Annotated in this window: 26 protein-coding genes; 13 read left to right on the top strand and 13 right to left on the bottom strand. The window is 35.1% G+C overall.

What is annotated here, in order from left to right; all coding sequences use genetic code 11:
• Window positions 1-126: 126 nt before the first annotated feature.
• Complete coding sequence (locus K319_RS0102810) at window positions 127-594, bottom strand: acyl-CoA thioesterase (RefSeq protein ID WP_027382238.1); 468 nt, start codon at window positions 592-594, stop codon at window positions 127-129.
• Window positions 595-817: 223 nt separating this feature from the next.
• Between K319_RS0102810 and K319_RS0102805 the strand changes: the two genes are divergently transcribed.
• The 4 genes from K319_RS0102805 to K319_RS0102790 all read left to right on the top strand — a co-directional run bounded on the left by K319_RS0102805 (window position 818) and on the right by K319_RS0102790 (window position 3,875).
• Entirely contained in the window at window positions 818-1,180 is a 363-nt protein-coding gene (locus K319_RS0102805) for an arsenate reductase family protein (RefSeq protein ID WP_027382237.1), read from the top strand.
• A gap of 97 nt (window positions 1,181-1,277) precedes the next feature.
• Entirely contained in the window at window positions 1,278-2,489 is a 1,212-nt protein-coding gene (locus K319_RS0102800) for a DUF763 domain-containing protein (protein ID WP_027382236.1), read from the top strand.
• 12 nt (window positions 2,490-2,501) lie between these two features.
• Complete coding sequence (locus tag K319_RS20910; protein ID WP_051230381.1) at window positions 2,502-3,062, top strand: hypothetical protein; 561 nt, start codon at window positions 2,502-2,504, stop codon at window positions 3,060-3,062.
• Window positions 3,063-3,104: 42 nt separating this feature from the next.
• Window positions 3,105-3,875: a hypothetical protein gene (locus tag K319_RS0102790; protein WP_027382235.1), complete on the top strand. Its 771-nt coding sequence runs from the start codon at window positions 3,105-3,107 to the stop codon at window positions 3,873-3,875.
• 158 nt (window positions 3,876-4,033) lie between these two features.
• Here K319_RS0102790 and K319_RS0102785 read toward each other — a convergent pair whose 3' ends face one another.
• Together K319_RS0102785 and K319_RS0102780 are read right to left on the bottom strand one after the other, a co-directional pair.
• Window positions 4,034-4,678: a response regulator transcription factor gene (locus K319_RS0102785; RefSeq protein WP_027382234.1), complete on the bottom strand. Its 645-nt coding sequence runs from the start codon at window positions 4,676-4,678 to the stop codon at window positions 4,034-4,036.
• Window positions 4,656-6,581, bottom strand: coding sequence for a sensor histidine kinase (locus K319_RS0102780; protein WP_084403390.1), 1,926 nt, complete (start codon window positions 6,579-6,581; stop codon window positions 4,656-4,658). Before K319_RS0102780 ends, K319_RS0102785 begins: the two co-directional genes overlap by 23 nt.
• A gap of 129 nt (window positions 6,582-6,710) precedes the next feature.
• Here K319_RS0102780 and K319_RS20905 point away from each other — a divergent pair, with 129 nt between their 5' ends.
• The 3 genes from K319_RS20905 to K319_RS0102765 are packed head-to-tail and all read left to right on the top strand — an operon-like array spanning window position 6,711 to window position 9,933.
• Window positions 6,711-7,511, top strand: coding sequence for a peptidoglycan-binding domain-containing protein (locus K319_RS20905; RefSeq protein WP_051230379.1), 801 nt, complete (start codon window positions 6,711-6,713; stop codon window positions 7,509-7,511).
• Window positions 7,512-7,514: 3 nt separating this feature from the next.
• A complete protein-coding gene (locus tag K319_RS0102770; protein WP_027382232.1) occupies window positions 7,515-9,332 on the top strand; it encodes a hypothetical protein in 1,818 nt (605 codons plus the stop codon).
• 25 nt (window positions 9,333-9,357) lie between these two features.
• A complete protein-coding gene (locus K319_RS0102765) occupies window positions 9,358-9,933 on the top strand; it encodes a hypothetical protein (RefSeq protein ID WP_027382231.1) in 576 nt (191 codons plus the stop codon).
• Window positions 9,934-10,308: 375 nt separating this feature from the next.
• Here the strand turns inward: K319_RS0102765 and K319_RS0102760 are convergent, their stop codons facing one another.
• The 10 genes from K319_RS0102760 to K319_RS19705 all read right to left on the bottom strand — a co-directional run bounded on the left by K319_RS0102760 (window position 10,309) and on the right by K319_RS19705 (window position 20,658).
• Window positions 10,309-12,096, bottom strand: a complete 1,788-nt coding sequence (locus K319_RS0102760) for an acyl-CoA dehydrogenase family protein (RefSeq protein WP_027382230.1) — start codon at window positions 12,094-12,096, stop codon at window positions 10,309-10,311.
• Window positions 12,097-12,144: 48 nt separating this feature from the next.
• Window positions 12,145-12,501, bottom strand: coding sequence for a four helix bundle protein (locus K319_RS0102755; RefSeq protein WP_027382229.1), 357 nt, complete (start codon window positions 12,499-12,501; stop codon window positions 12,145-12,147).
• Between the two features lie 39 nt (window positions 12,502-12,540).
• Window positions 12,541-13,716, bottom strand: coding sequence for an acetyl-CoA C-acyltransferase (locus K319_RS0102750; protein ID WP_034671279.1), 1,176 nt, complete (start codon window positions 13,714-13,716; stop codon window positions 12,541-12,543).
• A gap of 102 nt (window positions 13,717-13,818) precedes the next feature.
• On the bottom strand, window positions 13,819-14,280 hold the full coding sequence (gene tnpA / locus K319_RS0102745; RefSeq protein ID WP_027382227.1) for an IS200/IS605 family transposase: 462 nt from the start codon (window positions 14,278-14,280) through the stop codon (window positions 13,819-13,821).
• 87 nt (window positions 14,281-14,367) lie between these two features.
• Window positions 14,368-16,740 (bottom strand): 3-hydroxyacyl-CoA dehydrogenase/enoyl-CoA hydratase family protein, encoded by a 2,373-nt coding sequence (locus K319_RS0102740; protein WP_027382226.1) that lies wholly within the window; start codon window positions 16,738-16,740, stop codon window positions 14,368-14,370.
• A 112-nt stretch (window positions 16,741-16,852) separates the two neighbouring features.
• Window positions 16,853-17,305 carry a MarR family winged helix-turn-helix transcriptional regulator gene (locus K319_RS0102735; protein WP_027382225.1) on the bottom strand — a complete coding sequence of 151 codons (453 nt, stop codon included), beginning with the start codon at window positions 17,303-17,305 and terminating at the stop codon, window positions 16,853-16,855.
• 144 nt (window positions 17,306-17,449) lie between these two features.
• Window positions 17,450-18,391, bottom strand: coding sequence for an ABC transporter ATP-binding protein (locus K319_RS0102730; protein WP_027382224.1), 942 nt, complete (start codon window positions 18,389-18,391; stop codon window positions 17,450-17,452).
• 112 nt (window positions 18,392-18,503) lie between these two features.
• A complete protein-coding gene (locus tag K319_RS0102725; RefSeq protein WP_027382223.1) occupies window positions 18,504-18,884 on the bottom strand; it encodes a GxxExxY protein in 381 nt (126 codons plus the stop codon).
• A gap of 156 nt (window positions 18,885-19,040) precedes the next feature.
• Entirely contained in the window at window positions 19,041-20,009 is a 969-nt protein-coding gene (locus K319_RS0102720; RefSeq protein WP_034671277.1) for a FecCD family ABC transporter permease, read from the bottom strand.
• Window positions 20,010-20,022: 13 nt separating this feature from the next.
• The gene (locus K319_RS19705) at window positions 20,023-20,658 is read right to left on the bottom strand and encodes a TlpA family protein disulfide reductase (RefSeq protein WP_084403389.1); all 636 of its coding nucleotides are present in this window, start codon (window positions 20,656-20,658) and stop codon (window positions 20,023-20,025) included.
• Between the two features lie 84 nt (window positions 20,659-20,742).
• On the opposite strand from K319_RS19705, the gene K319_RS0102710 reads away from it, so the two are divergent.
• From K319_RS0102710 to K319_RS0102685, 6 genes are all read left to right on the top strand, one after another.
• Complete coding sequence (locus K319_RS0102710; protein ID WP_027382221.1) at window positions 20,743-21,870, top strand: 2Fe-2S iron-sulfur cluster-binding protein; 1,128 nt, start codon at window positions 20,743-20,745, stop codon at window positions 21,868-21,870.
• A 69-nt stretch (window positions 21,871-21,939) separates the two neighbouring features.
• The gene (locus K319_RS0102705; protein ID WP_156907051.1) at window positions 21,940-22,497 is read left to right on the top strand and encodes a SanA/YdcF family protein; all 558 of its coding nucleotides are present in this window, start codon (window positions 21,940-21,942) and stop codon (window positions 22,495-22,497) included.
• 10 nt (window positions 22,498-22,507) lie between these two features.
• Entirely contained in the window at window positions 22,508-23,107 is a 600-nt protein-coding gene (locus K319_RS0102700; RefSeq protein ID WP_027382219.1) for a hypothetical protein, read from the top strand.
• Between the two features lie 125 nt (window positions 23,108-23,232).
• On the top strand, window positions 23,233-23,799 hold the full coding sequence (locus tag K319_RS20900) for a hypothetical protein (RefSeq protein WP_156907035.1): 567 nt from the start codon (window positions 23,233-23,235) through the stop codon (window positions 23,797-23,799).
• Window positions 23,800-23,892: 93 nt separating this feature from the next.
• Entirely contained in the window at window positions 23,893-24,510 is a 618-nt protein-coding gene (gene udk, locus K319_RS0102690) for a uridine kinase (RefSeq protein ID WP_027382217.1), read from the top strand.
• A 16-nt stretch (window positions 24,511-24,526) separates the two neighbouring features.
• Complete coding sequence (locus K319_RS0102685) at window positions 24,527-24,877, top strand: FtsB family cell division protein (RefSeq protein WP_027382216.1); 351 nt, start codon at window positions 24,527-24,529, stop codon at window positions 24,875-24,877.
• Window positions 24,878-24,880 lie beyond the last annotated feature (3 nt).

Below are 24,880 nucleotides of genomic sequence, written 5' to 3'. Positions count from 1 at the left end.
AATCCAAGGCAAAATTATGTATTGTTGACCGGATATAATAAATCAGCTTGTTAAATTGTATTCAATTTATAACGATTATGAATTGAGATTCTTCAAATAATCAATTGTCAAATAACAAATCTCGTTTTATAGAAATGGTTTCATCTCGTCTTCTATGTCCCGACGGAGGTTCATTAGTTTTATGGCGTATTCCTGCATTTGGATTTCCTGTTCTGATGTTGGAATCCATTTTGGAACCTGGACCGATTTTCCGTTTTCATCTACTGCAACAAAAACGATAATACAATGCGTTTTCTTTTCGAAGATTTTTTCTTTGATATTTCGGGAATAGACGTCTATGGCGATATGCATACTCGTACTTCCAGTGTAAATCACGCGGGATTCTAACTTGACAATTTCTCCAATTTTGATCGGCTGATAAAAACGGATTCCGCCAACGTAAACCGTCACACAGTAACTGGATGACCAATTGCTGGCACACGCATAACCAACCTGGTCTATCCACTTCATCACGCTTCCCCCATGAACATTGCCTCCAAAGTTGACATCTGTAGGTTCGGAAATAAACTGGAAAGTGATTGGCTGGTTGTCCATTTTTCTGAAAATTTATGTCAAATGTAAGGTTTTTGATGGGAATGGAAATTTTGATTGGAAGACAAATCCTATTTATACACTAAATCTGCTACTTCGACAGGCTCGAACCTCAATTAAAGTTCAGTGTCTATAAAGCACAGCAGATGACACCTCGCTTTGGGCGTAATATAAGATAAGTCCGTGATATAGCCGGGATGTGGAAGATAAAACGTACTTTTGCGAAATGAAAAAAGTATTTTATCTTAAAACTTGCGATACTTGTAGAAAAATATTAGGACAATATGATACAAGAAATTGGGAACTGCGTGAAATAAAAACCAACCCGATCACTGAGGAAGAAGTTGAGGATATGTACAAAATTTCTGGTTCTTATGAAGCACTTTTCAATAAGAAATCTACTCAGATAAAATTGCAGGAAATTGACCCAAAAGCTTTGCAGGAAAAGGATTACAAAGAATTACTCCTTGACCATTATACGTTCCTGAAACGCCCAGTCTTCTTGACTGATAACGAAATTTTTATCGGTAACGACAAAGCTAATCTTGGTAAATTAAAAGAATACTTCTTCTCTCTAAAAGAGGATTGATTATAAATAATTTTTGCTTAAAATCATCTTATTTCTTGGCTTCGGCTTGAGGAATAAGATTTTTTTTTTGCTTAAATTTATCATTCAAAAATAGAAAATGAAACGTTCCGGAACTGCAGATTTGCCACTTCATTACGGTCAGGTTCCGCCCTGGCTGTATGAACGTATGTCGAAACTTGGGCTGGCGATTGTGGAAGTCATTCTTGCAGATTATGGCAAAGATGAAGTCCTACGACGATTGGCCGACCCGTTCTGGTTCCAGAGTTTTGGAGCAGTGATGGGAATGGACTGGCATTCTTCAGGCATCACGACTTCTGTGATGGGTGCTTTGAAACGAGCCATTAATCCGAATTCAAAATCTCTCGGAATTTACATTGCCGGCGGAAAAGGAAAATTCTCCAAAGATGCACCAAATGAACTTTTGAAAATCGCAGATTCAACCGGATTGAATGGTGATGAACTAGTGCGTTGCAGTAAGTTGTCTGCGAAGGTTGACAACACGGCTATCCAGGATGGTTACCAACTTTATCTGCATAATTTTATTTTGTCTGACCAAGGGAATTGGGCGGTTGTCCAGCAAGGGATGCATGATTCTGACGGAACGGCGAGACGTTATCATTGGCTGTCGGAAAATGTAACTTCTTTTGTCAATGAACCTCACACGGGAATCTCCGGCGTTAATCGTGGCAATATTCTCAACCTCACATCTTCCGAAGCAGAACAAAACAGAAACGGCATCGTTGACATAACCAAAACCGATTCCGAGAAATGGATGCAGGATTTCCAGCGTTTGATTTTGCCGGCTCATCACGAGGTTTTGGCGAGCGATGTGGATATGAAAAAGCTTGGGAATATTCTTTGGCTGGCGAGAGAAAATGAACCTGAGAATTTTGAAGATTTGCTGATGCTGAAAGGTGTTGGTCCGCGAACGATGCAGTCTCTGGCTTTGGTGAGTGAAGTGATTCACGGGGTGCCTTCCAGATTTACAGACCCTGCGCGTTTTTCTTTTGCGCACGGCGGAAAAGACGGTCATCCGTTCCCTGTTCCTACCAAAACTTATGATGAAACGATTTCTATCCTAAGAACCGGCATAGAGAAAGCTAAGTTGGGAAACACGGATAAGAATCAGGCGATTAAAAAACTACACGAGATTGCTGTGAGAACCGAAGAGAATTTTACGCCGGATTTTAGTCTTGAAAAAGTGATAGAAGAGGAACGGCAAAACTCTTGGCGATTTGGTGGAAAAACTGTTTTTGGTAATGCGAAACCTCCGAAACCGAATGACGGGATTCAGTTGAGTTTGTTTTGATAATTAAATTTTATGAATAAATATTTTTACAATAATTTAACGATTGAGGTTTTTAATGATTCAACATTTTTTTCTCTTAATTCAAATGATAATTTGAAAGTTTATGAGAATATCTACTTTGGAGAAGATGCTGAAGAATATCCAACTTCAAAACACGGAATTAAATTGATTGATAATGATAAAGAAATTAAAAATTGTTTAATTATTGGTTCAGGTGGAGCAACAACTATCCATCCAAACTCTTCTATTTTAGATAATGACAATATCCTCATTTGTTGTTCTGACTCGGTTTTTTCTATTTCAATCGTTGATTTAAAATTAAATTGGGTTAAGAAATTAGATATGGCAACTTGTTTCCAAATCTTTAAAATTGAAAATGATTTTGTAATTCACGGAGAATTAGAAATTACAAGAATTGATAGTTTTGGAAATATTATTTGGCAATTTGGTGGTGCTGATATTTTTGTTTCTATGGATGAAGAAGATGCTTTTCAGCTTAATAATGATAATATTATTTTAAAAGATATTATAGGAACGGGATATATAATTGATTTTGGTGGTAGAATATTATAGATTTAAGTTTTTTTATTTAGTAAATATTTTTTAATTGCTTTTATGAAAACAAATTTTGTAGAATTGGACTTGAATCAAGAAAATATTAAAAATATTTCTGTTGATAGTTTTAATAATTTCATTGCAATAACTTCTCAAAATAATATTATTGGGAATGATTTTGAAATTTCGTTAAATCAAAATTTTGAATTTCCCTTGATAAGAATAGTTGATAATGAAAAATTTTTGATTGTTGACGATAGCTCAAAACTAAAAGACAATGCTTTTTTGATTGATTTTTTTGGAAATGTTTTATGTAAATTTCATGTTGGAATATACATTCAGGAAATTAAAATTGTCAAAAAGAAAATTATTGTTTCTTATTTTGATGAAGGTGTATTAGGAAAATCAGGACCAAATAATGATGGGGTTTCTGTTTTTGATTTTAACGGAAATCAGATTTTTGGATATAAATCAAAATATTCTAACAATGAATTCATAGATTGTTATTGTATGACAAATTATGGAAATAATAAAATTATATTTTATGGTTATAGTGATTTTCAACTTCACGAATTAAATTTAGAAAATCTAACAATTTCTGATTTTGATTGTCCACCAGATTTTTCAGGTGCAAGTTCGATTTCAACAAAAGGCGAGAACATTATTTTTCATTCTTCTTATCGTGATAAAACTTCATTTTTCGTTTGGAATTTGAAGCTAAAGATATTAGAGAAGATTGAATCAAGTGAAAAAAGTCTTATAGGAACAGATAATGGAACATTTTTCAAATTCAATAAAAAATCTTTTACACTTATAAAACCATTAGAATAATTCGAGACAATAAAAAAACCTCAGAATCTCTGAGGTTTTTTATTTCAATTCAATTGATTCTTTAGTAAGAACCTTTCTCAATGTGGCAATTTTTTCTGTCAGCGCAATTGGATAATGGACAGGAAATAGGTTTTTTGTATTAAATTATTGATATTTTTCTACAAAAAAGGAGGTGTGAGTTTATGTTTATGAGATAATAAAACCAATCCTGTTTTTGAGCTGATATTGAATTTTTCGAACAGATTATTCCGATAATAGTCTACGGTTTTTATACTGATATTCATTTTGGATGCGATTTGTTCATAAGTATATTCTTCTTCACAGCAAATCCATTTTATCAGTTCCAGTTCTTTTTTACTAAGGAAGAAAATCGGACTGAATTCCGGGTCATTTTTTCTCAACATTTTGATATTCTCCTGAAGATTAAAATATCCGGTGTTGATGATTTGTTCGATAGCTTCTTTTAGTTCTTCTCCTGTGCAAGTTTTAGATAAGAAGCCTCTGGCTCCCAATTTATAAAATTGGGATTTGATATTTACAGAATCATTTTGTGTAAGGATAAGAAATTTTTCTTCGTTCAGTATAGATTGTAGCTCTGTGAGGATTTCTATTCCGTTTTTTTTCGGAAGAGAATGGTCTAATATAAAAAGGTCTGTTTTTTCTTTGAGAGTTCCGAAATTCCGAAGCAGTTCTTCACCATCATTAAGTTCAGCGAGAATATTGTAATCGCCGAGGTTTTTTAGAAGTTTTATAATGCCTTGTCTCAGAATTTTATGGTCATCAGTGATTACTAGGTTTATCATTTTTGTAAATTGAGATTTTGGTTCCTTTTTCCGGATTAGATTGTATTGTACAAGAAAATCCAATGAGAGTTGCTCTTTCTTTTATATTCTTGATGCCGTTTCCGAATTGGTTGTTGACATCAAAACCATTTCCATTGTCTTCAATGCTGATGGATATTATATTTGTGTAATCTATTATTATATTTATTTGGGAAGCATCAGAATGCTTTAGGATGTTATTAATACTCTCCTGAAAACATCTGTAAAGTATAATGTTTTCTTCTGTACTGGTTCCATAGTTTTCTGAGGAATTATTTATTTTTTCAAAATTAATTTTTATAATGTTTGTTTTTCTGATACGTTCCACTTCATTCATTATTATTTCATCAATGGTATTTTTACCAATACTGAAGTCATTTAGCCAATGACTAAGGTCTCTTACAGAATCCGATATTTCCAAAATAGAACTTCTTATCTCGTTAATTGATTCTTTGGAGGACACTGCAAATCTTAGATTCTCCACAGAGAAATTGATGATGCTCAATTTTTGTCCTATATCGTCGTGCAGGTCTTTGGAAAGGTTTTTCAGAAGATGCTCGTGAGATTCCAGGATGCTTTGCTTTATTTTCTCTTCCTCCATTTGTTTTATTTTGCTGTTTTCTTCTTCCAGTTTCAGCTTATCTTCCAGGGTTGATATATATTGTGATTTGATTTTGCGATAGCTGTATGCTATGGCAATTCCCATTATAAAAATCTCCAGCAACAAAACATAATAAAAGTAATTGGGATGGCTGATTTCATATATTGTCAAAATTCGTGAATAATTGAAAAAATAAGTTACAGGATTGATAAAGCCGAATAATAGTGCTGCCAGAATACCTAGCGATGGTCTCTTATTTTGTAATCCCAGCCAGATTAATATTGTTATCTGTATCAGAACCGCCAGAGCAGAGAGCCCAATTGAAATATTCCAGATACCATTATAAATAGGATTGTCAAAGGTTGTATTGGCGTAATCTATATAAAACCAAAGACTAGCAAGAATCCCAAATGTAACATAAAAATCAAAAATTGTATTGAGTACTCTGAACTGCCCGCCATTTTTTTTTCTAAAGTCCAGAAATCCTGTCATAATCTTCATACTCAGCCCCATTGCAATGACAAGCAAAAAGAGAGAATTGGTTTTCAGAATTGAATAGTATAAGAAAGGGACTTTGATAATATTAATAAAAAATTCTTCCCTAATTACAATTATAGCAATCAAAGCAAGATATAAAGAATACAAGAAATAAAATCTCCGCCTCAGAATAATGCCCACCACTAAACTTAAAACCGCAATTATAAAGGTAACACCAATGACAAAACCTATTTCCCAATAAAATCCATTCTCCCAAAAGAGGTTTTCAACAGGTGTGGTAAAATCCGAATAAATATTTTGATAGTAACGTAGATTCCGTATCTCCATATAGATTTCTGCAATTTCGCTCTTATTAAGTACGAAGGGAACATAATGAAACCGAATATCCGGAATATCCTGCTTATTAGCGTAAGAAATATTATATTTTTTTAAAAGTACAATACTTTGTTCTGTTTTTCTATATACATTAAGAATATCCAGTTGAGAATATATTCCCAGCCAATAATCTTTTCTGTTACCAGTATTTTTTATGTAAGTATGTACCCAAACCGTTTTGGTCTGCTTTTTCAGAATAAGATTGGAAGGATGGTCTACTTTTCTAAAATTATTATTGATTTGACTAATCTGAAAAACATTTTTTGAGTTGCTGCTGTCAATATAGTATGAGGACTTAGAAAAGAGAGGAATCCAGTTACCACCATTTACAAACATTGTATCGGCTTTCATTTGGGAAGTAATCCAAATTCCAATAAACAAGCACATTGCAATAAGTAGATTTTTCATCATCAATCAAATTTACAAATAAATTTTTCGTGGACGACTAAGAAAAATCCTAGGATTTTTTTAGGATTTTGTATCAAATGATAAATAAGAAGGTGAGGTAATTTTGGAGCATTAATCAAAAATTACAATAAGATGAAGACAATTAATTCAATACCACATTTTGGGGATAAATCAGAAGATGTGAAAACGATTCAACAAATCTTAGCAGAAAAAGGAATTGCTAATTTAACCATTGACGGAATATTTGGAAATCAAACCCTTAAAGCCCTAAAAAAACTCCAAGAAAAAGAAGGCTTAGTAATAGATGGTATCATTGGCAAAAATACAATGAGGGTGATGGAAGTAGAATTGAGAAAATATATTGACCATAGTGGCAAAGTAACACTTTCCTGGGACAGGCAAGGCATTGACAGAAACTGGACGGAAATTACCTTAAGGAGTATTGAAGAACTATTTGATACTTCCTTTTCCAAATGTGATGATATTTCCGATTTCAGAAAGGACTATTATAGTTTATCAAAAGAACAGCGGATTATAGTCTGGGGTGAGCTTATTTGTGCAATGGCAAAATTTGAAAGCAATTGGAAAACGATCTGTAGATATCAGGAAACAACACAAGGTATTGATAGTGTAACAAAAAGACCAGTATATAGTGAAGGGTTGCTACAACTTTCTTATCAGGATAAACCAAATTATCATTTTTTGCAGTGTGATTTTAATTGGGAGCAAGATAAAAATCTAAAGGATAATGATCCTGCAAAAACAATTTTTAATGCCCAATACAATCTGGAGTTTGGAATAAGAATTCTTGCCTACCAAATCAGAAGAAAAAACAGTATTGCTCTTAGTAGCGGACTGTACTGGGCGGTTTTGAAAAAAGGAGGAGAAAGAATCTCCCAAATAGCAGCAATGGTAAATAATTTAAATTTTTAAACGATGAAAAAAACAATTTTGCTATTGATATTACTTTTTTGCTCGTTTGCTTTTGGACAAAAAGAAGGTTATGGAAAAACAAATTGGTCAAGTTGGTCTTCTTTGTCTTGCTTTCCTAATGTACAGTTTTCTATGAAATCTAACGGTTGGTCTTCATCTGTTAAAAAATATGAATATCGCTTTAAAATTAGAAATACAGGTTCGCAGAATATACATTTTAGTACAGAGGGACATTTATCTAATGGTGAAAGATTTTTTTCCGGAAGATTCGACCTAAAAGCAAATGGCGGAGAATATAATAATGGTATGGATGGAACTTTTAGTGACTTTCCTCCTAACCAAATTACGGGTTTTACTTTTACCGTTAGAAGATATATAGAGAATTCTAAAGATGATTGGGGAATTCCATCTTATACTTGTAGTGGTGGACAAAAAGTTTGTGATGCTAATTGTAAAAATTCTAATAATAACCAAAATGGAAACAACCTCTTTGGGAATTCTCAAAACACCAATACAAGTAATACATCAAATCCTCAGAACAATAATTTAAATTCTGGACTTTCTTCGGTTGAAGAATATGATAAATATTGGAGAAGAAGAGAAGAACTTTGTCAAAAAATTCCATATTTGGACAAAAGGGCAAAATATGTGTTGAGAAGCGATTATCCTTGCAATACAAGAGAAACAATCAATGATAATGAAAAAAAGCCTTATGCTGTTGATGCCTTAAAAAAAGACTGCCACAAACTGGAAAGTATTTTGGAAGAATTGCAAGGTTCATCAAAACAGGAGGAAGAAGAAAAACAACGCCTTGCCCAAGAAAAGCAGGAAAGATATAACTCCTATATAGAACAAGGTGACCAGGCTATGCGAAGCGAAGACTACGCTTCTGCAATGAACCATTACCAAAACGCTAAACAATATGCAAGCACTGATATGGAACGTTCTACCGCTGAAAACAAATATAACCAGGCTTTTGAAGCTAAAAAAACTGCAGAGAGAAAAATAAGAGTAGCCGAGCAGAAAAAAAGAGATGAACAAGAAAATATAGCGTATGCCTCTGGCCTCACAGCTACGGCAGGTGCAATGGCTCTTTTGCAAGATAAACCGAGCCTAGGTTTCACTTCTGGTAAAATATATTTGGGACTTAATATGGAGCAAATACCTATGATTTCCAACAACACAAACTCCTACCACGCCAACAAATCTTATGTAGAAGCACCGTTCAGACCCGGTTTTGATTTGGGTTTGATTTTCGGAATTGCTAACAACAAAAAAGTATCACTTTATCTAAATCCAAAATTGAGTTACAATATCAGCGCATTCGCTGCCGGAGTAAGCGGCTCAAGTATAGAATACGGCGGAACAGCATTGGTTCTCGGAAACTGGGATAAAGAATTTCCATTAAAATTTTATGCAGAAGCTGGCTATTTCAAGCGTGTTGGAGATTACCATTATGATGCAGATGCGGCAGCTCAAAGCTCAGGTGCTACCACAGCTACAGATGATGTGAGGGATGGTGAATATAATTATTCTGTAATACGATATGGAGGTGGGATGATGCTTCATCAGGTGGATGACACCGAAGAATTTTATGTCAAAGCTGGTGTCTTCTTTGATAAGCCGTCTTTCTATCCAAATGGTATCAAACCAAATCTTGGATTTACTTTGCAAGGGATGTATAACCAAATAGGAAGTCTGGAATTTTATTATTCTCCAAAATATTTCATAGGTGGAACGGTAATGTATCCATCAACTCTGGAAAGAACAGACAAATCTTATTTTGGAATCAGATTTACAAGAACAGGAAGGCTTTGGTAATGTCAAACTAAAAACACTATTAAAAATGAATACCTACATCAATAAAATATTTTTCTCTATTTGCTTAACAATCCTAATCGGCTGTAGTGACAGAAGTCAGATAGAAGGATTAGTTTTCAGCGACAAGGTTCAAACTGTAGATGTTAACAAAGAAATCACAGTTTCTAACAATAACAGCCAAAGTTATATAGGGACACTGAGAATCAATGATACAGATTACAATTATACTATATCCTATTACAAAATATTATATAATAACGGAACTATTCAGCAATATTTGGTGTCTGTTCTTATCAATCCACCATTAGGATTTGCCAAAAGCAATGGCGGTACAATTTATAATGTTCCTGAAGGTATTAGTATTAATTCGGGAATGGGATATTTTTCAGGTTCACTTCCTATTATTAACTATTACAATAATACCAATAATGCAGCTAACACAGTTAAACTTGATGAAACTTTTTACATAGGCTTCAACATTGGGGGCAATACAGAATTTGCTTCTTATGGCTGGCTAAAACTGTTGATTTCAAAAGATAAAATCACCATTTTCAATTACGGATACAAAACAGGAAATCCAATTAACGCCGGAGAAAACTAATTTTATTTTTCATATTAATAATTAAACCTTATCACTTAAGATGGCAAGGTTTAGTTTATTAAATGTCAACTTAGAAATTTCTAAAGCAATATTTGGTATATTTAAATTGATTTCAGTAATACTCTTTCTCAATAAAATGAGAGGCATTTTGTCTATAGGAACAGTAGCATTGGAGAGAATAATTATTTTATAAGTCAATAAAAAATAATGGAACGACACACCCGCCCGAGTGTGTCTGCCACATACGCCCGAAGTTGACACCCACACTCGAGCGAGTGTGGCAATCTATATCGCTCGAAGATGACTGATGCATATTTAAAATAAAAGCTCCTCAGAAATTTCTAAGGAGCTTTTGGTTATAATTAAATCGATTATCTAGTAAGAACCTTTTTCAATAAAATGAGCTGCAATTTTCTCTGTCAATGCAATTGGATTTGGTGTGTTGACGTATTTTGTAAAACGTCTTAATCCGGCTAGCATCATTCTTTGCTCGTCACCTTCGGAGAAAGAAACGATACCTTCTTTAGCGTTGGTTGTGATGATTTCAACTGCTTTGTAAAGGTTCAGTCTTGCCATTGCCGCTTCTACAGAATCTGTTGAGAAATGTTTCTCAGCTCTCAGGATGGCGGATTCTGCCATATAGATTTGGTTCAGGATTTCGGAAGCGTTTAATAATAAATGCTGTTGTTTCTCGATGTCCATCATATATTTTTGAAGGGCAGAACCGGAAACCATTAAGAATACTTTCTTCAAGTTCTTAATCACTTCTTTTTCCTCAGACATATATTCTGAATAATCTGGAATGTCAAAAGATGGAATGCCCATCAATTCTTTAGCGACGTTTTTCGCAGGTGTTAACAAATCGATTTTGCCTTGCATCGCCCGTTTGATTAACATCCCAACGGCTAAAAGTCTGTTGATTTCATTGGTTCCTTCGTAGATTCTGGAAATCCTGGAATCTCTCCAGGCCGCTTCCATTGGTGTATCTTCTGAGAATCCCATTCCACCGTAGATTTGGATGCCTTCATCTGCTGTATGCTGGGCTAAATCTGATACGAAAACCTTCAGGATAGAACATTCAACTGCAAATTCTTCCACACCTTTCAGTTCTGCCTGCTCGTGGTTCATTCCGCCGGCAACCAGTTCTTCGATTTTGTCTTCCACATTTTTCGCTGCTCTGTAAGAACCAGCTTCGCTCACGAAAGCACCCGTTGCCATCTCTGCCAGTTTCTTGCGAATGGCTCCAAATGTATTAATAGAAACCCCAAATTGTTTTCTCTCAGTCGAATAATTCAAAGAGTAATTCAGGATTCTTCTTTGGGCATCCAGACAGGCTGCAGCTAATTTGATACGACCAACATTCAATGCATTAAGAGCGATTTTGAAACCGTTGTTTCTTTCGCCCAAAAGATTTTCAACAGGAATTTTCATATCATTGAAGAAAACCTGACGCGTAGAAGACGCACGGATTCCCAATTTGTGTTCCTCCTCTCCGAAAGTCAGACTTTCCGGATTTTCTAATTCTGAACGGTTGATAACGAATCCCGTGATGTTTTTGTCATCATCAATCTTAGCAAACAAAGTAAATGTATCTGCAAATCCGGCATTGGAAATCCACATTTTTTGTCCATTAATAATATAATGTTTTCCGTCCTCGGAAAGTTTAGCTTTTGTTTTCCCGCTGTTGGCGTCCGAACCTGCATCCGGCTCAGTCAAACAATAGGCTCCGAATTTAGTTCCGGCAGCCAAGTCCGGAAGGTATTTCTGCTTTTGTTCCTCGGTTCCGTAAAGCAGGATAGGAAGCGTTCCGATTCCGGTATGCGCGCCATAAGCCGTTGCCAATGAACCTGTAGAACCGGAAAGGTAATCGCAGGCCAGCATTGTGGTCACGAATCCCATTCCCAAACCGCCGTAAGCTTCCGGAACAGCGATTCCCAGGAATCCCATTTCCCCGATTTTACGCATCACTTCTTCCGTGTAAGCGTAATCTTTTTTCTCAAATCTTTCCTTATTCGGAACCACTTCTTTATCGATGAATTCCTTAGCAGAATCACGAAGCATCTTTTGTTCTTCGGACAATTCTTCAATAGAGAATATTTCGTTTGCAGTGATTTCCTTTACAAGAAATTCGCCGCCGTCTAATGTTTTTGTATCTGTTGACATAATATTTTATTTTTTTAGATTAAAGAATAAAGAGAAAAGAATTAAGACTTACCATTTCAATGTTTTTTGAAAGCCTGAAATCATTCTCTGTAATTCGGTGATTTTATTTTCAATTAATTCAAATTTCGATTGTTCAATATAATTTCTTCTTGAGGAAATAATTATTTGAGTTTGTAATTCATAAAGAGAACCTAGACTTATTTCTAGAAATCGATTGAAATCTTTTTGTGAAGTTCTGCTTGAACCTTCCGCAATATTAGAAGCCACAGAAACTGTACATCTTCTGATTTGGAATCTTAACCCGAATTCTTCATTCTTAGGAAAACTTTCTGTAATTGCATAAATTTCATCAGCTAATTCTAGGGATAATTTCCAAATATTCAGATTCTTAAAATTATGCTTCATTATAAAAAGTCTTTTCTCTTTATTCTTTTTTCTCCTTGTCTATAACAATTCAAATACACTCGCTGCACCCTGACCTGTTCCAACGCACATTGTCACAACACCGTATTTGCTGTTTCTACGTTTCATTTCGTCAAGAAGTTGGACTGTTAATTTTGTTCCTGTACAGCCTAGTGGATGTCCGAGTGCAATTGCGCCTCCGTTGACATTAACGATGTCTGGATTGATGCTCAATTCTCTTAAAATGGCAACGGATTGAGAAGCAAAAGCTTCATTCAATTCAAATAAATCGATATCCGATTGTTTAAGGCCAGCTTGTTCCAACGCTTTTGGAATGGCGTACATTGGACCAATTCCCATAATTCTTGGCGGAACACCAACTGTAGAATAGGAGAGAAGTCTTGCAACTGGCGTCAGATTTAATTCTTTGACCATTCTTTCGGACATTACCATTGTGAAAGCAGCACCGTCAGAAGTCTGAGAAGAGTTACCTGCTGTTACAGAACCATTCGCAGCGAAAACCGGACGAAGTTTTGCCAAGGCCTCGATTGAAGTATCAGCTCTCGGACCTTCATCCTGTTTGAATGCATATTCTTTGGTCTGGATTTTTTCTTTTTCGTCAAGGAAATTATATTTCACATCAATCGGAACAATCTGATTTTCAAATTTTCCTTCCTGTATCGCTTTAATTGCTTTCTGATGTGAATTGTAGGCAAATTGGTCTTGTTCCTCACGACCCACTTTAAATTCGTTCGCAACCGCTTCGGCCGTTAATCCCATTCCCCAATAGTAATCGGGATTTGATTTGGCTAAATCCGTATCCGGGATTGGTTTGTAACCGCCCATTGGGATGTAAGACATACTTTCCGCACCACCTGCGATGATGCATTCTGCCATTCCGGCTTTGATTTTCGCCGCTGCAATCGCAATCGATTCTGAGCCTGAGGCGCAATATCTGTTGACTGTCACACCCGGCACTTTGTCCGTATCCAATCCCATTAGTGAAATGAGTCTTGCGACATTCAGTCCTTGTTCTGCTTCCGGCATTGCACAACCGACAATCAAATCGTCGATGCGGGCCGGATCAAGATTTGGAACATCTTTCATCAGACGTTCTATCACAGTTGCCGCCATATCATCCGGACGGGTAAAACGCAAAGAACCTTTCGGCGCTTTACCAACTGCTGTTCTGTATCCTGTTACTATATATGCTTCCATATTTTTGATTTTATTATTTTTGATGTGCCTCGTAGAGGTTTTCTGTTAATAGCTATATTATTTTTTATTTTAGCGGAGCTCCGTAGGAGCGACCTGATAATTTTATTCAATCCATTCGAATAAATATTTAGAATCATATTCGATTTCGAATTTTTCTAAAAAATCCAAATATTCGTTTTTGAAAGATTTGTTCATATGATGTTCTTCCTGGTTTAAGATATATTTCACCACAGCATCCACACCCCTTCTGGAATATGAAAATGCCCCGTATCCTTCTTGCCAGCTGAACTTTCCGTTAATCCAATTCTTATCATTTATAAATTTGGATGAACCAGCTTTAATATCCCTTACTAAATCTGAGACCGAAATATTTGGATTCATACTTACCAGAATATGGACGTGGTCTGGCATTGCAAAAACGGCGAATGATTTCTGTCCTCTATTAGAAATTATACCTGTCATAAATTTATGCAGTTCTTCCCGATTCTCTTTTGGAATCAGATTTTGCCTTCCTTTTACAGCGAAGACAATTTGAATATAAATTTGTGTATAGGTATTTGCCATTTTTGGATTAATTATCAGGTCGCCTCTACGAGGCTCCGCTTAACGATAATATTGTTATCTATTAACAGGTCGCTCCTACGGAGCTTCCTAGTTCCTCACCGGTTTTCCTGTTTTCAACATTCCACCGATTCTCTCAAGCGTTTTTCTTTCTCCACAAAGTGATAAAAATGCTTCTCTTTCCAAATCTAAAAGATATTGTTCAGAAACCTCTGTCTGTTCAGAAAGATTACCGCCGGTCATTACATAACCAATTTTGTTAGCGATTTTTCTATCGTGTTCCGATGCGTAACCACCTGCAACCATTTGGTCAGTTCCAACGTAGAACATTCCCATTGCTTCGTTTCCTAGAACTTTAACTTTCTCAGGAACTGGCGGCGTGTAGCCTAATTCATCCAAAACAATCGCCTGACGTTTGGCTTCAGCAATCTGTCGGTCTTTGTTCACAACGATAATATCTTTGTCGGTCAAGATTCCCATTTGCTTGGCTTCGTGAGCAGAAGTTGCCACTTTTGCCGTTGCGATATTCATAAAATAATTTCGAAGATGATTGGTCTTAACATCGTCTGGAAGCGTTCCTTTCAATGCTCTCAATGCAAATTCTTTTGTTCCGCCACCTCCAGGAATCAAACCAACGCCGACTTCTACCAAACCGATGTAAGTTTCCGCTGCAGCAACGATTTTGTCCGCGTGCATCGAGAATTCACATCCGCCACCAAGCGTCATTCCGAAAGGTGCAGCGATGACAGGAATTGATGAATATCTTAGCTTCATAGAAGTCTGTTGGAACATTGCGATGGCCATATTCAGTTCGTACCAATCCTGTTCAACAGCCATCATCATTACCATTGCGAGATTAGCGCCGACTGAGAAATTGTCAGCCTGATTTCCAACAACCAAACCTCTGTAATCTTTCTCAGCAATGTCTATGGATTTATTAAGACCTTCCAAAACACCCCCTCCAAGAGAATTCATTTTTGAACGGAACTCAAAGTTCAAAATACCGTCACCAAGGTCAATTAATGCAGATTCGGAATTAGACCAAACTGTTTTTTCTTTTCTGATATTATTAAGTATAATGAAAGCATCCTGACCAGGAATTGGTTCGTACGATTTTGTATTCTGATTGTAGAATAATTGCTTTCCGTTTTCCAGCTTGTAGAAAGATTCGTTTCCGGAAGCCAGCATTTCTTTTACCCAATCAGCGACTTTATAGCCTTCACTTTCTACCAAATCAATTCCTTTCTGAACACCAACAAAATCCCAGTTTTCGAACGGTCCGTATTTCCAGGCATAACCGGTTTTCATTGCATCATCGATAGAGTAGAATACATCCGTGATTTCCGGAACTCTTTGAGAAACGTAAGCGAACAATGAAGCAAAATGTTTTCTAATCAATTCTCCGGCTTTGGATTGGTCTTTCAACAAAATCGGCAAACGGTTTTTCAAACTTCCGGCTTCTTTCGCTGTTGTAACGATAGGAAGTTTAGGTTGTTTTGTCGGTTCGTAGCCCAACGTTTCATAGTTAAGAACGAAACGGTTCACATTGCCGCCAGCATCTTTTTCTTTATAATAGAATCCTTTTTTAGCTTTATCACCAAGAAATTTATTTTCAATCAGGAAATTCAGAGTTTTCGAGTCTTTAAGTGCCTGAACCATCTCATCGTCTTTAAGATTCGCCTGAAGTCCTTTGGTTACGTTGAAAGCCGTATCTAATCCAACCAAATCTCCCAATTTGAAAGTCCCGGTTTTAGGACGATTCAGCAAATCTCCGGTCAAAGAATCGGCTTCTTCAATCGTTAAACCGATTTCTTCCGTCAATTCCATAATTTTCGCCATCGAATAAACTCCGATTCTGTTTCCGATAAATCCTGGTGTATCTTTACAAAGAACCGTTGTTTTCCCAAGGAACTTTTCACCGTAAGACATAAAGAAATCAATCACAGATTTGTCTGTTTTCGGACCAGGAATTACTTCAAATAATTTCAGATATCTCGGTGGATTGAAGAAATGCGTTCCACAGAAATGCTTCTGGAAATCTTCTGACCTTCCTTCCGACATCAGATGAATCGGGATTCCCGATGTGTTAGAAGTTACCAAAGTTCCTTCTTTACGAAGTTTATCCACTTTCTCAAACATCGATTGTTTGATGTCCAGTCTCTCGACAATCACCTCAATGACCCAATCCGAATTTTTGATTTTCTCCAAATCATCTTCGAAATTTCCAACCGTAATTCTGGAGGCAAAAGATTTGTCATAGATTGGTGAAGGATTACTTTTCAAAGCGTTGTCAAGATGACCTTGTGCAACGCTGTTCCTTGTTTTTTTGTCGGCATTTTCCGAATCTTTCGGAGGCATATCCAACATCAAAACCTGAATGCCGTTACCTGCGAGATGACAGGCAATCCCGGAACCCATCACGCCGGAACCGAGAACCGTAACGTGTTTTATTTTTCTGTTCATTATTAGAAGATATTTTTATGATTTAATATTTTACAGAAGAGTTTTCTCTCGCAGATTTCACTGATATTGCAGATTAATCTGCTCGATTTGCTTAATCAGCGAGAGTTTATCTTTATTTTTTGTGATTCAGTTCGTTTGCGATTTTTAAGATGTCTGTCATCACTTCCTTGAAAACTTCAAATTTCTCAGGCGCAATTCTTTCCAATACTTTCTTATTGAAATTAATAACAACTTCCTTTGATAAGTTTCTGGAATTGATACCTTTATCAGTTAATTTGATAATGACTTCCCGTTTATCGGTTGTGGTTTTTTCTTTGTAGATATAACCATTGTCTTCAAGAAGCTTGATGATTCTTGTAAGAGAAGTCGGTTCTATTGCCATTTTAGGGCCAAGGTTTGTGCTCCTGGTTCCTTCCTTTGGATCAATTTTAAGTAATGTAAGTGCTTGAACTGCAGTTGAATTGTACAGAGATGCCTGGTCCGAATACATTTTCGAGACCGCTAACCAAGCCGACTTTAACATCAAGTCAATACTTTCGACTTTTTCTGAATTTTTCTTTTCCATAACTGGCATATTGAAGTGCTTTTTACAAATATAAAAAAAATACTATGCATGCATAGTATTTTGATGTTAAGTTATTTAAAATACTGATTTACAAGTGATTAATTATTATGCGACTCTTATTAAATAAAATTGATAAAAATCTATTTAGTTAGAAATACTTGTTTCAATCACTGTTTGCAAAGACTGTTTAATTTCTAGGAAACCATGACAATTATCATGAAAATTCTCCGAATTCAGTTCCCAAAAATCATTTTTAAACGTCAATTTAAATTTTCTTAAATCCTGGGAGAAGTTTTTTTGGAGGTAAGAAAACATCATTTCTTTTTCCAATTTCGGGGCATCAATATCTGGCGAATGAAATGTCTGATTGAAGTTTAAAATCTTAGGCGTAATCAGTTCAGGATTGTTGAGAATGACTTCTTCCGAGATTCCGCTGATGAGTTTTTTTTCTTTGATCCACCAGATCTTATCGGAAAATTCTTTTGCCAATCGCCAATCGTGAGATGATAAAAGAATGAGTTTGTTTTCTGATCTTGCTAGATTTCTAAGCAATGAAAGAATCATCAGTTTATTTTCTTCATCCAAATGTGTTGTTGGTTCGTCCAGAATGATAAAAGGAGAATTCTGAGCTAAAGCTCTTCCAATAAAGGTTTTTTGAAGATTTCCGTCAGATAATTCAGTTAGTTTTTTGTTCTGATATTCTGATAGATTGAGTTTATTAATGATTTCGAAAATTTCCTGTTTATCAGTTTCATTTAATTTAAAATAATAGGGATAATGAATATATTTTCCGAGCGAAATCAAATCGGTAACCGTATAATTATCCGGGATTTCCGCTTTAGAAAAAACAATGGCAATCTGGGAAGCTATTTCGTTGGAGTCTAGTTTTTGAATCAATTTTCCATTGATAGAAATTTTGCCTTTTAAAAGTTTATTTTGGCCAAGAATTGATTTGATTAAAGTAGTTTTCCCGATGCCGTTATTTCCCATTAACAAACAAACTTCGCCTAATTCCAAAGACGAATTAATCTCCGAAACCAATGGATTCGTGTAACCGATTGTTGCTTGATTTATTTTTAAAAACATATTTATTTTAGCAAAGATAAATTTATCACAAAGGCACAAATAATTTTATTACAATATTGTATTTTAAGGCACGAGGATTAACTTTGTTAATTTTTAAAGTTGATTTTTTATTTTAGAAATAACCATTGATTACTCTTGTAACTCCTGATTTAAAAGTTTCTTCATTGAAATTGATTAGAAGTCCCAACTTGCAACCTGTCATTTTTAAATAAGTTAATAATTGTGCTTTATGCGAAGGGTTTATAAACTCAACAGCTTTGATTTCTAAAATTAATTTATCTTCAATGATAATGTCAATCCGAAATGCATTATTTATTTTCAATTCTTCATAAACAATTGGTAGAACTATTTGTTTTTCAACTTTTAAATTTTGCTTTTGTAGTTCGTAAAACATACATTCTTCATAAACTGTTTCAAATAATCCAGGTCCCAATTTCTTGTGAATCTTGAGTCCAGCATCAAAAACTATTTTTGATAATTCATTTTCTGTCATTTGTATTTTTTATCGAAGATAATAAAATCGCAGTTTTAACACAAAGACACAAAAATTTACTTAACACCTTCATGTTTTAGGGCACAAAGTTTTCTTAGCTAAAATTACTTGTGCCTTAAAGCATGATGTTTAATAAAAAACAATTGTGCCTTTGTGTTAAACTTTATTTTTCATCAACATCAACAAAATCACCGGAATCCCAAAGAAAGTTGTTATGATATTAATCGGAAATTGACTTAATTCTGAAATAATCGAAAAGACCTGCATGATGAAAATACCCAAAATCATATTCAGGATCCATTGATGCCAAAGCTGCGCAGGATTCCAGATCATTCTGCAAAAATGTGGAACTACAACACCAATAAACAAAATCGGCCCTAAAAACGCTGTAACCGAAGCAGAAAGTAGTGAAGAAGCTATAATAATACTGATTTTAAGCTTAGATTGACTGATTCCGAAACTCTTTGCATAAGCTGCTCCAAGAGCATTCCCAATTAATGGTTTTATGGATTTGAAAGTGAAAATCAGTCCAATAATTATTAAAACTGTAAGAATTGAAATCTGAATCAAACTCGCCTGATTATTCGCTCCGAAAGTCCAGAGCATATAATTCTTTAAACTTTGACTTTCCACATAAAACTGGAGAAAGGAAACAACAGCACCAGCCAAAGCCGAAATCAAAAATCCGAAAATAATGATGAAACTTCTATCCCGAAACCGATTCGAAAATAACAGTAAAATCATCATCAAAGCAATGCTTCCTATGATCGATGATAAACTGATAAAACTATTCTGCAAAAAATCCGGAATTAGAATATCCTGTGAAAAGAAAATGTAGATCGCCACAAACAAACTGGAAACCGAAGTGATTCCTAAGACGTCCGGACCAGCCAAAGGATTCTTGAAATATTCCTGCAAAAGAAATCCGCTTGTCGGAATCGCAACTCCAGCCAAAAGCATTGCCAAAGCACGATTGATCCTAAATCCGGCAATTTGAAAATTCTCAGATTCTGAATTGATAAAATCAGAAAAATTGAGTTTTGCAAAACCAATATTGAGATTGATGAAAAACGCAATAACCGCAAAGAGGATTATTAAAATTACCAAAACAGGAAAACGTTTCATCAAGAATTAATTATTATTTCAAAGATTTTTTCGGACTGGCAATCATAGCTTTTTCCTTATTATCAATCATTTTAGAAGAACTATTGTTGGCTAAGAGTTTCTCGATTTTCTGATTTAGCATCTCTTCGGTCATAGAACCAACAGTTTCATCAGATCTATCGCCTTTTCTGATTAATGTAAAAGGAATTGCCTCTCCATTCCAGGATTGGAAATTTTGCTTGAAAAATTCCTGCTTCAAAAGCATTCCGTCAAGAAGGATCACATTTTTTCTAATATCATATTCGTCTGCAAAATCACTGACTTTGCTTGCCCAATCCGTTTTGTTATCAAGACTCACAAACGTAAATTTCACGGGTTGATTGGTCAATTCATCCATTTTTTTTCTGAAATGCGGAATCTCCTGCATACATGGCCCACACCAAGTTGCGAAGAAGTTAGTTACATAAAGTGTATCAGAATGATTGGACTTCAAAACTTCCGTGATTTTTTCAGGAGAAAGTTCTGTCAGTCCTGCAACATCAGCTTCCGATTTTGTCGGCTTAACTTGTATCGAATCTTCTTTTGCTTCGGTTTCAGCTACTTTTTCGTCGTTCTTTTTACAAGCTAAAAGGCTGATTGACAAAACGGAATATATCAGGAATTTTTTCATAGATTATTTTATTTAAATTTGAAACCAAGCTTTGCTATTTAGATTTTTTCTTTTCCCAAATTTGATTAAATTTGATTCTTGACAATGGAGAATCAATTAACGATCGCGAATCAACCTCAGTTTCACAGGCTAAAAATAGCTAAAAAACGTCAACTTACCAAAAATGCATTTGCGTTGGAATTAGCGATTCCTGCGGAACTGAAACGGCAATATCAATATCAGGCCGGGCAATATGTGACGCTGAAATATCATTTCAACGAAAAGGAAATTCAGAATGATTATTCTTTCACATCCGCACCTTTTGAAAATAAAATTGAATTGGCCATCAAAATCAATGGCGACGAAAGTTCAACCAACTTCTTATTCGAAAGTTATCAGATTGATGATGAAATCTCTGTGAGTGAACCTTTGGGACGTTTTTTTATTCCCTCAAGGCCGAACGAGAAAAGAACAATTCTGGCTTTCGCCTCCGGAATTGGAATTACACCAATTATAAGTCATATCAAAAATATTCTTCATAATGAACAGTTTGCCAGGATCTTTCTTTTCTATGGCAACAAAAGTTATGAAGATATTGTTCTGAAACAGGAACTGGAAGATCTGCAGAAAGAAAATGTCGGAAGATTCCAGGTTTATTATTTTCTGTCACAAGAACCAATTAAAGACAAACTTTTCCAGGGAAGATTGGATGAGAGAAAAATTTCTTTGATCATCAATCAGATTCTCCATTTGGATGAAGAGGACGAAGAATCGACAATTTGGGATAGTACAGACAAGGTTTTGATATGTGGTCCCGGCGCAATGATAAAATCTGTTGCGAATGCTTGTTACAACCATGGGATTCCAAAAAAAAACATTCATTTTGAATTGTTTGAAGCTTTTAATGAAGATATTTATCCTACTGAAAAAGAATTTCCTCTGATCGAGAATGTGAATGTCAAAATCAAATTCAATCATATTGAAAAGGACGGAATCATTCTAAAAAATAACGAACGAAAAATTCTACAGCAATTATTGGATCTGGGTTACAAACTGCCATATTCCTGCAAATCCGGAATATGTGGAAGCTGTCTCTGCTATTTGAAAAATGGAGAGGTGGATATGACAGAAGACGAATATTTGACGGAAAAAGAGAAACTTCAAGGGAAAATTTTGCCTTGTGTTTCCATAGCGATGAGTAAAGACGTATATTTAGATTTTGATTTACATTAAAATATGTTGAAAGCGCTTACAAACATTTTAAAAGTTCTTTTCAGACTTTTGGAACTTGGGATCTTGCTAATGGTTTTAGCAAATTTCTGGGTGTATGCGCTTACCAGCGGGAGAACTTATACAAAAATCAGCAAAGTTCCACCAAGAGATTGTGCTTTGGTTCTGGGAACTTCCCCGAAGATGCGTTCCGGTGTCGCAAATCCCTATTTTGTGGCAAGAATGGACGCGGTCGGAACGCTTTATCATCATGGCAAAATAAAAAAGATCATCGTAAGTGGAGAGAAAAGTGAAAACTACGATGAAACAGAAGCTATGACAAGATTTCTTGTCTATAACGAAGGCGTTCCGGAAAATATCATTATCAAAGACCCGAAAGGTTTCAATACACATAAAAGCATTCTTCGTTGTAAAAATGTTTATAAGCAGAAAAATGTCATCATCGTTTCACAAGGTTTTCATAACCTGAGAGCTTTGTTCTTTGCTCGAAACAATGGAATGAATGCGCTTGGATTTGATGCGCAGGATGTCAGTAAGAATGAAAGTTTCTACAGAAATCACACCCGTGAATTCTTTGCCAGAGTTTTGGCAGTGTTCTATTATGTTTTGGGAATTTCTCCTGAAGAATAAATGATTGATAATGTATAAAATACTTTCTATATTAATTCTAATATTTTTTCTAAATTCTTGTAATGAAAGTTTTAAAAAATTACCCGAACAAGAAACTTATGATGAGGAATTATTGAAGTTTATAATTCCAAATAAAAATGTGGAATATTGGCAAGTTGATTATGTGTATGGTTTTTCACCTAAAAAAATATTTTCTAAAGGTAATGTGGAACTTCCAAAAAAAATTCCCATTCCCGAAGCTAAAACTGAAAACGGATTCTTTTCAGGATGTCAGCCAAGTTATTGTAATTACAGAATTCTATATTTAAAAAATAAGATTTGGTATTATGTTCAAGATACAGAAGAACTAAGCAAATTTATTGGAGAAATAGATAATGAAAAAGAAGCTTTTTTGATTGCTCGTATTAATGATTATGATATTGATACTTGGTCTTCAAAAGGGAATGGTTTTGTGAAAACAGATTATGGCTATAAACTTAAAGTAAACAAATACGTCAATTGTCCTGAATCAAAAGAAGCTTTTATTGTATCTGTACAAAAGAATGGAATATTATCAAAAGTAAAAGACTTAGGATATTATTATAAATCTAAGAATTGCATAGTCTATTAAAAAACTGTCTCACAAAAGTTGTATTTTGGATGAAAATAATATAGATCATTCTATGATTTTATAATTAATTCCATCTTGGCAGATTCTTTGTAACTTATATATTGGAAAATATAAAAATCGAAGAAATGAAAAATTCAATCAAAATATTAATGACAGTTTTTGCAATGAGCTTAGTCTCATGTGTTGCAACGACAGATTCTTATGGATACAATGATCCCTATTCACAAGGTTATTCAGATGGGTACAGAGCAGGATATTATCAATCACCAGATGGCTATTGGTATGCTCCAAACATAGTTTATTATGACTATAATGGAAGTTACTATAGGAATGGTAACGTTTACAATTACAATAATAGAAGCAGGAATACGGTAATTGTTTCTCCAAAAAGAAGTAGTTCCTTGCAGAATCAAATCCCTAACAACGCCCGTTCTCAATCGAATAGTATAAGAGTTCAACCCAATAATGTGAGAAATCAGCAGAATGGCAACATTAGAGTTCAACCGAACAACGTGAGAACTCAGCAGAATAACAACATTAGAGTTCAGCCGAACAATGGAAGAACCCAACAGAATAATAACATTAGGGTCCAGCCAACTAGAAGAGAGTCTAATAAAATCAAAGTTACACCTCAGAAGCAGGAACAGTCACAACCGCAAATCAGGAATAATGATAATTCCGGACGACGATAATAAAGGAAGCTGCAAATTGCAGCTTTTTTTGTGAAATCAATTTTTTATTTGAGTCCGAAAAAAAATTATACTATTTTTGTAAAAAATGTAGAGATGCTCGTGATAGGAATTGCCGGAGGAACAGGTTCCGGAAAGACAACGGTTGTTAACAAAATTCTTCAACAACTTAATTTAGAAGGTGTTAATGTGCTTTCTCAAGATAATTATTATCACGACAATCCAAACCTTACTTTATCTGAAAGAGAAGTTCTCAATTACGACCATCCAAAATCTATCGATTTTGAACTTCTGTTAGAACACGTTAAAGCCCTGAAAAACCATCAGAGCATAGAACAGCCGATTTATTCTTTCGTAACCCATTCCAGAACGGGCGACCATGTAACAGTGGAGCCAAGAAGTGTTCTGATCGTGGAAGGGATTTTAGTTCTGACAAACAAAGAATTGCTGAAAGAATTTGACCTGAAAGTTTTTGTCCACGCAGATTCGGATGAAAGATTGATCCGCAGAATCCGTAGAGATACACAGGAAAGAGGAAGGGATTTGCAGGAAGTTTTGCATAGATATCAGACGACTTTGAAACCGATGCATCAGGAATTTATCGAGCCCTCTAAAAACGAGGCGGATCTGATAGTTCCGAATATGAAGCAGAATTCTGTAGCCATTGATTTCTTGACGACTGTGATTAACAATTCGCTTAAAAAAGTTCATTAATCTTAATTCATTCATTATGAAAGAACTGATAAAAGATATCAAGAAAAAATCGCCAACGCTGAAGTTTTTCCAGACTTATATTTTCAACAAATATGTGTTGACATTGGTTGGATTTTTGGTCTGGATGATATTTTTTGACAGCACTTCTTTTCTGGTTATCAATGAACTGAATGGAGAAATTTCGCGTTATGAAAACCAGCGTGAATTCTACAAAACAGAATACGAAAAGAATGATAAATTCTATCGTAAACTGATGAATAACAAGCAGGAAAAAGAAAAATACGCCCGTGAAAATTACTTTATGAAAAAGCCGAACGAGGAGATTTTCATATTGGTAGTCGACAGTTCTAAAATCGCAAAAAAATAATAC

The organism is Epilithonimonas caeni DSM 17710, assembly GCF_000426465.1.
GTDB lineage: Bacteria > Bacteroidota > Bacteroidia > Flavobacteriales > Weeksellaceae > Epilithonimonas > Epilithonimonas caeni.
Note: the sequence above shows the minus strand (reverse complement) of the source record. Positions and strands in the feature narration are given on the sequence as shown.

Bases quoted from the DNA above. Each gene is read 5' to 3' on its own strand.
- K319_RS0102765 (WP_027382231.1), top strand. From the start codon at position 9,358: ATGAATACCTACATCAATAAAATATTTTTCTCTATTTGCTTAACAATC.
- K319_RS0102700 (WP_027382219.1), top strand. From the start codon at position 22,508: ATGTATAAAATACTTTCTATATTAATTCTAATATTTTTTCTAAATTCT.
- K319_RS20905 (WP_051230379.1), top strand. From the start codon at position 6,711: ATGAAGACAATTAATTCAATACCACATTTTGGGGATAAATCAGAAGAT.
- K319_RS0102735 (WP_027382225.1), bottom strand. From the start codon at position 17,305: ATGGAAAAGAAAAATTCAGAAAAAGTCGAAAGTATTGACTTGATGTTA.
- K319_RS0102760 (WP_027382230.1), bottom strand. From the start codon at position 12,096: ATGTCAACAGATACAAAAACATTAGACGGCGGCGAATTTCTTGTAAAG.
- K319_RS0102740 (WP_027382226.1), bottom strand. From the start codon at position 16,740: ATGAACAGAAAAATAAAACACGTTACGGTTCTCGGTTCCGGCGTGATG.
- K319_RS0102720 (WP_034671277.1), bottom strand. From the start codon at position 20,009: ATGAAACGTTTTCCTGTTTTGGTAATTTTAATAATCCTCTTTGCGGTT.
- K319_RS0102780 (WP_084403390.1), bottom strand. From the start codon at position 6,581: ATGATGAAAAATCTACTTATTGCAATGTGCTTGTTTATTGGAATTTGG.
- K319_RS0102710 (WP_027382221.1), top strand. From the start codon at position 20,743: ATGGAGAATCAATTAACGATCGCGAATCAACCTCAGTTTCACAGGCTA.
- K319_RS0102755 (WP_027382229.1), bottom strand. From the start codon at position 12,501: ATGAAGCATAATTTTAAGAATCTGAATATTTGGAAATTATCCCTAGAA.
- K319_RS0102800 (WP_027382236.1), top strand. From the start codon at position 1,278: ATGAAACGTTCCGGAACTGCAGATTTGCCACTTCATTACGGTCAGGTT.
- K319_RS0102730 (WP_027382224.1), bottom strand. From the start codon at position 18,391: ATGTTTTTAAAAATAAATCAAGCAACAATCGGTTACACGAATCCATTG.
- K319_RS0102805 (WP_027382237.1), top strand. From the start codon at position 818: ATGAAAAAAGTATTTTATCTTAAAACTTGCGATACTTGTAGAAAAATA.
- tnpA (WP_027382227.1), bottom strand. From the start codon at position 14,280: ATGGCAAATACCTATACACAAATTTATATTCAAATTGTCTTCGCTGTA.
- K319_RS0102705 (WP_156907051.1), top strand. From the start codon at position 21,940: ATGGTTTTAGCAAATTTCTGGGTGTATGCGCTTACCAGCGGGAGAACT.
- K319_RS0102770 (WP_027382232.1), top strand. From the start codon at position 7,515: ATGAAAAAAACAATTTTGCTATTGATATTACTTTTTTGCTCGTTTGCT.
- K319_RS0102725 (WP_027382223.1), bottom strand. From the start codon at position 18,884: ATGACAGAAAATGAATTATCAAAAATAGTTTTTGATGCTGGACTCAAG.
- K319_RS20910 (WP_051230381.1), top strand. From the start codon at position 2,502: ATGAATAAATATTTTTACAATAATTTAACGATTGAGGTTTTTAATGAT.
- K319_RS0102750 (WP_034671279.1), bottom strand. From the start codon at position 13,716: ATGGAAGCATATATAGTAACAGGATACAGAACAGCAGTTGGTAAAGCG.
- K319_RS0102685 (WP_027382216.1), top strand. From the start codon at position 24,527: ATGAAAGAACTGATAAAAGATATCAAGAAAAAATCGCCAACGCTGAAG.
- K319_RS20900 (WP_156907035.1), top strand. From the start codon at position 23,233: ATGAAAAATTCAATCAAAATATTAATGACAGTTTTTGCAATGAGCTTA.
- K319_RS19705 (WP_084403389.1), bottom strand. From the start codon at position 20,658: ATGAAAAAATTCCTGATATATTCCGTTTTGTCAATCAGCCTTTTAGCT.
- K319_RS0102790 (WP_027382235.1), top strand. From the start codon at position 3,105: ATGAAAACAAATTTTGTAGAATTGGACTTGAATCAAGAAAATATTAAA.
- K319_RS0102785 (WP_027382234.1), bottom strand. From the start codon at position 4,678: ATGATAAACCTAGTAATCACTGATGACCATAAAATTCTGAGACAAGGC.
- udk (WP_027382217.1), top strand. From the start codon at position 23,893: ATGCTCGTGATAGGAATTGCCGGAGGAACAGGTTCCGGAAAGACAACG.
- K319_RS0102810 (WP_027382238.1), bottom strand. From the start codon at position 594: ATGGACAACCAGCCAATCACTTTCCAGTTTATTTCCGAACCTACAGAT.